This window comes from Myxococcus sp. CA033 (assembly GCF_013336625.1).
Lineage (GTDB): Bacteria > Myxococcota > Myxococcia > Myxococcales > Myxococcaceae > Myxococcus > Myxococcus llanfairpwllgwyngyllgogerychwyrndrobwllllantysiliogogogochensis.
Window position 1 is genome coordinate 1096726 of sequence record NZ_JABUMU010000002.1, and the last position, 8889, is coordinate 1105614.

Annotated in this window: 5 protein-coding genes and 1 CRISPR repeat array; all 5 genes read left to right on the top strand. The window is 67.8% G+C overall.

From position 1 onward, the window contains the following. Window positions 1-38: 38 nt before the first annotated feature. The 5 genes from HUA78_RS10305 to HUA78_RS10325 all read left to right on the top strand — a co-directional run bounded on the left by HUA78_RS10305 (window position 39) and on the right by HUA78_RS10325 (window position 6349). A complete protein-coding gene (locus HUA78_RS10305; RefSeq protein WP_174476178.1) occupies window positions 39-1985 on the top strand; it encodes a gliding motility protein in 1947 nt (648 codons plus the stop codon). Further along, window positions 1982-3625, top strand: coding sequence for an SWIM zinc finger family protein (locus tag HUA78_RS10310; RefSeq protein ID WP_174460688.1), 1644 nt, complete (start codon window positions 1982-1984; stop codon window positions 3623-3625). Before HUA78_RS10305 ends, HUA78_RS10310 begins: the two co-directional genes overlap by 4 nt. A 165-nt stretch (window positions 3626-3790) precedes the next feature. Then, window positions 3791-5068: a reverse transcriptase family protein gene (locus HUA78_RS10315; protein ID WP_174460687.1), complete on the top strand. Its 1278-nt coding sequence runs from the start codon at window positions 3791-3793 to the stop codon at window positions 5066-5068. Between the two features lie 142 nt (window positions 5069-5210). Beyond that, entirely contained in the window at window positions 5211-5561 is a 351-nt protein-coding gene (locus tag HUA78_RS10320; protein ID WP_174453871.1) for a calmodulin, read from the top strand. A gap of 101 nt (window positions 5562-5662) precedes the next feature. Then, window positions 5663-6349: a YqiA/YcfP family alpha/beta fold hydrolase gene (locus HUA78_RS10325; protein ID WP_174476179.1), complete on the top strand. Its 687-nt coding sequence runs from the start codon at window positions 5663-5665 to the stop codon at window positions 6347-6349. 858 nt (window positions 6350-7207) lie between these two features. Beyond that, a CRISPR array of direct repeats spans window positions 7208-8639; the repeat unit is 37 nt; unit sequence GTTTCAACCCACGCTCCTCGCGGTCACGAGGAGCGAC. Window positions 8640-8889 lie beyond the last annotated feature (250 nt).

Here is an 8889-nt window from a genome sequence, read left to right on the forward strand (position 1 = left end):
GGTGCGCGGCCTGACTCGGCCGGTGTAGAAAACCAGGCGTGAGCGAGAGCTGGGAGCAGCGGGCAAGACGCGAGGCGCGGGAGATGGAAGCCGCCATCCGGAGCGCCCTCGCGCGAAGACAGTCGGACCTGGAGCTTCGCGCGGAGCTGGAGTCGCTGGCCCGGCGGCCCCGCTTCCAGAGCTGCCCCTGGCTGTGGGGACCGGCGCTGCATGTGAGGGACCGCGTCCTCTTCCGTCCGCTCATCCTCTCCTGGCTGGTGCCGGTCAACGTCACGGCGAGCGGGAAGTTGTTCGACCCGTGGAAGAGTGAGTACGCCGCCGCGCTGGAGACGTGGCTGTCGGACGCGGACCGCGCCGACGACGTGGCCGTGTTCCGCAAGCTGTACGGCTGGAAGCTGCAGGGCCTGGGCAAGCTGCAGGAGGCGGTGTGGCGCGAGGACGTCACGCGACGCTTCCGGGGCGCGAAGACGCGCGGCGCACGGCACCTCGAGTTGAGCAAGGTGGAGCAACCTCTCCTCCGGCTGGATGAGGCGACGGCGCTCGAATTGGACGCGGTGGACCCGGAGGCGGCGCGGCCCTTCATCCGTCAACACCTGCCCTTCACGCAGAACACCTGGTCCCCGTCGAAGAAGCCGCTTCCGATGTGGGGTACCTATCGGGAGCGCCTCTTCGCCAGGGGCGACACGGAGCAGGCCTGGACGGTGTATCGCCGGCTGGTGTCCGAGGAGATGTGGCGTCGGGACGTCATGGCACTCACGGAGTCGGTGAAGGCGCCGGACGCGCTGGTGCGAGAGCTGGGCGAGCACCATCCGGAGTTCGCGCCCACCATGGCGGCCCACGTCTTCGTGGAGCTGGTGGAGAAGCGCGGGCGCGACGTGGTGCCCTATGTCCTGGAGAACCTGCGCTCGGTGTTCCCGAGGTGGGCCGGCAGGACGAGCATCCATGGGGTGAAGAACGCGAAGGCCCTGCCGGAGTTGCTCGAGCTGTGCCGGGTGCGCGGCTGGGAGGACGTGTGGGCGGCGGCGCTGCGCACCTCCTCGACGGAGGAGACGTTCGACACCGAGGTGCGCAAGCTGGTGAAGGACGCGGACCGGGACGAGCCCGTGGCGCGGCGGCGGCTCCTCCAGGTGGCGGGGGCAGGCGCCGAATGGAACCTGCCCGGCCTGGGCTTCGCGAGGGTGTTGCCGCTGAAGGACGCGACGGCGGTGGCGATGTACGAGCGCTTCCCGGAGCTGATGCGCGGCCCCTTCCGGATGCACGTCGCCTCCGGCTGGCATGCGGCATACCCGGAGCTGGTGGCGCGCGCGTTGGAGCAGCGCGATGAGGAGCTGCTGGACTTCATCGCGAGCCGCGCCGCCACGCAGTTCGTGCCCGAACATGGCGCGGACAAGCGCCAGAAGGAGTGGACGCGGGTGCTGGACGCGCTGGCCGAGCACTACGAGAAGTTGCCGAAGGAAGGCGGCGTGTTCGCGCGTCGAGCCGCCAACGCCCTGGGCGCCGTGCCCGCGTTCTCCATCTGGGACTTCGACCGGCTGCTGATGCGGAACCGGCTCACGAGGCTGTTCTTCCAGCGCTCGGATGACTTCTATCTGGCGGACCCGCTGGCGGTGAGGGACCTGCTGGAGGCGCCGCAGATTCACGTGCAGGCGCTCGCGTTCCGGCTCCTGGGGCGGGACTCGCCGCGCGCGAGGGCGCTGGCGATGCTCAACCTGGACCTGCTCCAGGCCACGCTGCTGAGGCCCCTGCACCGGCGCACGCGGCACGCGGCCTTCGACGCGCTGGCCAACGCGGCGTTGCATGACGTGGAGGCCGCGAGGATGTTGCTGCCCCGGATGCGAGACACCTTCGCGCTGCCGGACAAGCGCTATCCGAAGGAGGCCCTGGTGGAGCTGCTGGCGAAGGTGCTCACGCGCTGGCCGGAGCTGCGAGGCCCGTCGGAGACTCCGCGAGTCTTCTCCGCGTCCACGAAGGAGGCCCTGTCATGACGGTGGTCGACCTCCTCTACGCGACGCCGTCGGTCTTCGAGTCCACGCGGGAGCGCGCGCTGCTGGGCTTGTCGGTAGACCAGCATCGGCCGGTGCGCTTCCACGCGAAGGTGGCGAAGGACGTGCTGCCGATACGGCTGGCGCTCCAGGCGCTCGGGCAGCTCATCTGGCAATCGGACGAGTGGAGCTCGGAGTGGATGGGGGGATTGATGGACCCCATCATCACCGTGCACCCGGACCGCGTCTTCTTCGAGGCGTTCAGCCAGGACCAGAGTTCGTACGGAATGGTCATCGTGGACCGGAGCTGCTTCGCGCCCGAGGGCGAGGTGCGCTGCGGCACCACCAACGTGGACTTCACCGCGTGGCTGTGGGCGGCGCTGGCGGAGATGCGCTCCAGCCGGGAGACACACCTGCGCGTGGGTGCGGAGGGCTTCGAGGTCCGCACGCAGGGCGCGGGAGGACGCTTCGAACAGAAGGTGGAGGTGCCAGACGCGTGGGTGCGAGGCTTCCTCCAGCTCCAGGGCGGCATGGCGATGCCGGGCACGAAGCTGACGGTGAGGCCGGTGGACCTGCTATCGGCGGTGCGCTACCTCACCTTCACCAAGGCGAAGATGTCTCCCCGGGCGCTGCGCTACGTGCTCACTCCGGGTCAGGACGCGAAGCTGGTGCTGGAGCCGTGGGAGCACGAAGTGCCGTTGCGTGGCGCGACGCATGGCTCCACGGAGCCGCGCACGGTGCGCACGTGGGGTCGGCGGAGGCTGCGGCTGCTGGAGCCATTGCTGCCGTACGCGGACAAGGTGGACATCTACCTGAAGGGCCGGGCACTGCCGCACTTCTACGGGGTGCACCTGGGGCCGGGGGTTCGCTTCGTGCTCGGGCTGTCGGGGTGGACGGAGAACCGGTGGACGGGCACGGCGGGGATGGACCTGCTGCTGGAGCCGGGGCAGGACAGCGAGCTGACGGAGCGGGTGCTCGGGTTGTTGCGTGAGCGCGTGCACGCCTCCACGGACGAGGTCGCGCGGGCGCTGGGCGTGAGCAAGGCGCAAGCGGCGGAGGCGTTGGCGACACAGTGCGCGGCGGGGCGGGCGGTGTTCGACGTGGAGGCGCGGCACTGGCGGCACCGCGAGCTGTTCGCCACGCCCGTGAACCTGGGCCGGCTGTATCCACCGGATGTGCGGCGCGAGGAAGCCGAGCGCCTGGAGGCGGCGGACGCGGTGAAGGTGACGTCGGAGACGACGCGCGAGACACGCAAGGTGCGCAAGCTGCCGACGCCCGAGGGCGCGGTGGTGCGCGAGGTGGTCCACCGCGACTGGGTGGTGCACGGGCACGCGGGCCCGCAGCAGGACGTGGAGCTGGTGTTGAACGACGAGGACCGGCTCCTCTTCGGCAAGTGCGGCTGTGAGTACTTCCGCGAGCACCTGATGAATCAGGGGCCGTGCGCGCACCTGCTGGCGTTGCTGCGGCTGGCGAAGGCGCGGCGCAAGGAGCTGGCGAGCTCGGTGCCGTCCTCGGCCGAGGCGCTCGCGGTGAGCGCGGCGGGAGCGGCGGCGCGGCGACCCAGGAACGAGGACGCCGACACGGACGAGGCGGACGACACCGAGGCGCTTGACGAGGACGGCGGCGATGACGATAACCGGTGATGCTCTCGGGAAGGGCCCGGGCTCGCGGATGAGCCGTCGGTGCCGTGGTGTTTCGCTGCGGCGGTGTTCTGTCTCCTTCTCTTCTCCAGGGTCCCAGCGTACGGAACGCAGGGAACCCCGGGTCCAGCGCCTCGCAGGTCGTCCCCTGGCCCCTCCCGGAGCACCATGAGCTGGCTCGATTGGTTCAAGGGGCTGTTCTCCCCCAAGCCGGTGACACGCGACGTCGCGCGGCTGGATGCGTCCGAGCGAGATGCGCGAGGCCGTCCGGCGGACGTGGTACGCGAGACGGTGGCCACGTCGGGGCCGCTGAAGCCCGGGCACCTGCGACAGATTCTGCGGGACGCGCGGCTGTTGCCCAAGGGCAAGCGCGTCTACACGCGGAAGCGCAAGCGGCTCTTCGCGGCGACAGAGGCGCGGCGCTTCTTCTCCACGGCGTTCCGGACGCGGAACCGGAACGTGCGCGATTTGCTGCCGGACGAGGCGCAGCTCGCGCGGTACGGGTTGCCGGTGTGGCGCACGGAGGAGGACGTGGCCACGGCGCTGCGTATCTCCGTGGGGCAGTTGCGGCACTACTCGACACACCGGGCGCGGGAGCGCGTGTCGCACTACGTGACGTTCTCGGTGCCGAAGCGTTCGGGGGGCGTGCGGCTGTTGCATGCGCCGAAGCGGAGGCTCAAGGCGCTGCAGCGAAGGTTGCTGGCGGTGCTGGTGTCGAAGCTGCCGGTGAGTGCTCAGGCGCACGGCTTCGTGACGGGGCGCTCCATCAAGACGGGAGCGGCGCCACACGTGGGCAAGCGGGTGGTGTTGAAGCTGGACCTGAAGGACTTCTTTCCGTCGGTGACGGTGAACCGGGTGCGAGGGTTGTTGTTGGCCTTCGGGTATGGCTATCCGGTGGCGGCGACGCTGGCGGTGTTGATGACGGAGGCGGAGCGTCAACCGGTGGAGGTGGAAGGGACGGTGTTCCACGTGCCGGTGGGGCCGCGAGTCTGCGTGCAGGGTGCGCCGACAAGTCCGGGGCTGTGCAACGCGGTGCTGACGCGGTTGGACCGGAGGCTGGCGGGCCTGTCGCGCAGGTATGGGTACACATACACGCGTTATGCGGATGACCTGACGTTCTCGGGGGATGACCTGGGGGCGCTGGAGAAGGTGCGGGCGCTGGCCGCGAGGTACGTGACGGAAGAGGGCTTCGAGGTGAACCGCGAGAAGACGCGCGTGATGCGTCGGGGCGGGCGTCAGCGAGTCACGGGCGTCACGGTGAACGAGGGGCTCGGTCTGTCGCGGGAGGAGCGGCGCAAGCTGCGCGCGATGATTCACCAGGAGGACCGGGACGGTGGGGACGCGAAGCGCCGTGCGCGCATCGATGGGATGTTGGCGTATGTGGGGATGTTGAATCCCGAGCAGGCGGCTCGCCTCGCGAGGCGACGCAAGCCGCGGGGTGGGTGAGTCGCTGGACGGATTGAGGTGTGTGGTTTCGCAACCCCGCACCTGGAACTGAGGGGTTTTCCACTGCGGGGCGCGCGGGCGGTTTGTGGGTTGAGGAGGTGACCCTTTACATCGGGCGCCCCACCCTCACAGGAGTTGCGCCATGGCGACTGCCACCCGCTTCGCATTCACGCAGCCGAGCTCACCTGGGACCGAGTTCATCATCGAGCTGACGGACGACCAGACGATCAACCATGCACGGAAGATTCTCTCCGGCGAGGAGCAGAACGAAGTCCACGTGCATGGGCGAATCATCAAGAGGACGCAGCCGTACAATCCGAAGTTCTCGTTCCATCTGGACCCGACGACCATCCGGTTCTTCGCGATGGCCATCGAGGTCTGCGACGCGAACATGGTGTACGTGGAGGACCACCTGGACGAAGCGGGAGGTGCCTTCCTGCCGGGCAGCCACTGGTGCCCGTGGGACTCCAGGCTCACGCGCGAAGTGAAGTAGCGAGCGGCCTCGACGGGCCTCATGCCTCGGTTGAGCGCGGCTAACGCGGTCCGAGGGTGAGGCCCCGAGAGGAGGCGGGCCTGACGGTACAGTGGGTGGTCATGAGTGACCTTCCGTCTGTCCCGGGGCTGGTGGCGCCGCGCTGGCTGTATCTGCATGGGTTCGCGTCGGGGCCTGACTCGGCCAAGGGCGTGGCCGTGGCGAGGCACTTCGAGGCGCGAGGCCACCATGTCGCGAGGCTGAACCTGCGAGTGCCCTCGATGGAGCAGCTCCGGTTGAGCGCGATGTTGGAGACGGTGCGTGCGGCGCTGGGGGAGAAGGAGGACCGGGCGGTGCTGTTCGGCTCCAGCCTGGGAGGCCTGACGGCGGCGAGAATCGCGGCGGAGGACGCGAGGGTGTGTGGGCTGGTGTTGCTGGCGCCGGCGTTCCATGTGGTTCCGCAGTTGCGGAAACGGATGGGTGAGGCGGCGTGGGGGCACTGGAAGACGTCGGGTTGGATTGAGACGGACGACTTCGCGGAGAAGCGCAAGGTGCGCATCCACTCGGGGTTCATCGAGGATGCGGAGGCGGTGGACGCGCGCACGGGAGGTTGGCCGGACGTGCGGGTGCCGACGCTGTTGATTCACGGGAAGGCGGACGACACCTGTGACATCCGTTACTCGCGCCAGTGGGCGGAGGGACGGAGGCATGTGCGGATGGTGGAGGTGGAGGACGGCCACGAGCTGACCGCGTCCCTGCCCCGCATCCTCGCGGAGTCGGAAGAGTTCCTGCGACCCTGGGGGGCGTGACGGAGAGGACTATCCCTCGAAGGTCTCCCATCCCCCTGGAGGCGGAGGGAACCCGAGCGCGTCCAGACACTCGCGAGCCTGGAGGACCCAGCCTGGCTCCATGAGAAGGTCCGCGGGGGCACCTGTCACCGAATCGGAGAGTGCTTGTACTTGGGGAGCGGCGGCGCGAAAGCGTTCCGCATCAGGGCTCCCCCATGCTTTTTCACAGAACGCCGCGAGGGACGCGACGCGGGTGTTAAGCGCCAGTCGCAGCTCCGAGGGTGGGGCCTGCATGCACCAGCGTGCGTAGAGACGGGGTGCGGCCATCACGCTCAGAAGATTGAGCGCCTCGGCCACCAAGACGGCTTCCTGCTCCCAAGAAGGCTCACCCACAGAAGGGCCCCAGTCGGGCGTCGAAGGGTAGCGTCTGGAACAGGAGCGCCTTGCCTGTAACGGACTCACCACTCAAGCATGTGTAGACGGCCCATCCCTTGATCGCGAGATTCTCCATGCCCTCGATGAAGCAGTAGGGGCATCTTCCTTCGCCGCAGCTCGAAACGAAGCACGCCGTGCCTCCGCACATGACGGACGCGGGCCATCCACGCTTGATGCATGCAGGGGCCTTTGTCATGGGAGGCTCCGCATGTGCGGTCGGTATTCGCACGACGCCGAGGACGCTGAAGCCCATCAGCAGGGACATCAACATCCTTCTCGCATGTCGCTGCACCTGGGCTCCTTCATCCGAACCGACTGCGAGAGTCTACCATTCAGAAGTGGCTCTCTGGCTCCAGGGCTGCGGCACAGGAAGGTCCGGGGTCATCTACCTCCGGATGCGGACATCGACGAAATCCAAAGCCCGCTCCGTCCAGCGGAGCAGGCGTCTCAATCCGCGCTCCAGGAGATCACGAAGAGCGAACGGAACCAGTCGCGAGCATCCTCGTTTCAAACGACGCTCCTCGCAGTCACGAGGAGCGACTAACGACAGGGACTCCGCAGGGAATGCAAAGCGGTTTCAACCCACGCTCTTCGCGGTCACGAGGAGCGACAGTGGCTCAAGCGCGAGGCAATCCCCGTCATCGGGTTTCAACCCCCGTTCCTCGCGGTCACGAGGAGCGACATCGGGCTCTTGCAGCGGAAACCACGCGACGCTGTTTCAACCCACGCTCCTCGCAGTCACGAGGAGCGACCGCCAATCTGCGCGGTGTACTTCAGCACGACCTGTTTCAACCCACGCTCCTCGCGGTCACGAGGAGCGACGACAGGGCGCTGTGAGGAATGCAGTGCGCCAGTTGGGTTTCAACCCACGCTCCTCGCGGTCACGAGGAGCGACTCTGGCGGCAGGGGCGGAATCACCGTGCCCTCGTTTCAACCCACGCTCCTCGCGGTCACGAGGAGCGACTGGTGACGCTGCGGTTGACGTCCACCACCAGCACGTTTCAACCCACGCTCCTCGCGATCAGGAGGAGCGACCACTGACCTCCTGCTCGTCGAGGAGCCCGCTCCGTTTCAACCCACGCTCCTCGCAGTCACGAGGAGCGACCCCTCCAGCCACGACACATCATCATGGCCCTGGTGCTTCAACCCATGCTCCTCGCGGTCACGAGGAGCGACCGCGGCGCTCGCGCAGCGCGTCCGGCAGCTCCATGTTTCAACCCACGCTCCTCGCGGTCACGAGGAGCGACGAGACTCAAGCCACGGTTGCTGGCCGCGTCTGGTTTCAACCCACGCTCCTCGCGGTCACGAGGAGCGACCATGGAGCGGAGCGTGCGCGCCGACCCCGTAACGCGTTTCAACCCACGCTCCTCGCGGTCACATGGAGCGACGACTCCGCTAAAGTCGCGCACGTGCTACCAAGTTTCAACCCACGCTCCTCGCGGTCACGAGGAGCGACTGGGCTCCAGCGAGTAGTCGAGGCTGGTGGTGTTGTTTCAACCCACGCTCCTCGCGGTCACGAGGAGCGACCGAGTACGCCGGGGATGGCGCTGCCGGAAACCTGTTTCAACCCACGCTCCTCGCGGTCACGAGGAGCGACATCAGCCCGGACTCCGACACCATCGCGCTGCAGTTTCAACCCACGCTCCTCGCGGTCACGAGGAGCGACGTCCTCATCTTCGGGAGTCGCAACCTCACGTGGTTTCAACCAGCGCTCCTCACGGTCACGAGGAACGACGAGGCGCAACGGTGCCGTCGCTGTCCACCCTCTCGTTTCAACCCACGCTCCTCGCGGTCACGAGGAGCGACCAAGGTGGATGGGGATGGTCACGGTGGGCGACTGTTTCAACCCACGCTCCTCGCGGTCACGAGGAGCGGCTGCGTGTACCGGGTCATGGTGAGCACCGATTCCGGACCATGGTGAGCACCGATTCCGGACCGAGGTGAGCACCCGTTCCGGGCATGGTGAGCACCCGTTCCGGGCATGGTGAGCACAGGCAGGGGCGGAACACGGAGCGTTGACGGCACTGGGCAGCAGGGTCTCGCCTCCATCTCCTTCGAGGAGGTGGAGATGGCCCAAGAGAGGCTGGCGGTGCGCAAGTTGAGAGAGGTGTTGCGATTGCGGTTCG

Coding starts and splice junctions, on each gene's coding strand:
- HUA78_RS10315 (WP_174460687.1), top strand. CDS start 3,791: ATGAGCTGGCTCGATTGGTTCAAGGGGCTGTTCTCCCCCAAGCCGGTG.
- HUA78_RS10320 (WP_174453871.1), top strand. CDS start 5,211: ATGGCGACTGCCACCCGCTTCGCATTCACGCAGCCGAGCTCACCTGGG.
- HUA78_RS10325 (WP_174476179.1), top strand. CDS start 5,663: ATGAGTGACCTTCCGTCTGTCCCGGGGCTGGTGGCGCCGCGCTGGCTG.
- HUA78_RS10310 (WP_174460688.1), top strand. CDS start 1,982: ATGACGGTGGTCGACCTCCTCTACGCGACGCCGTCGGTCTTCGAGTCC.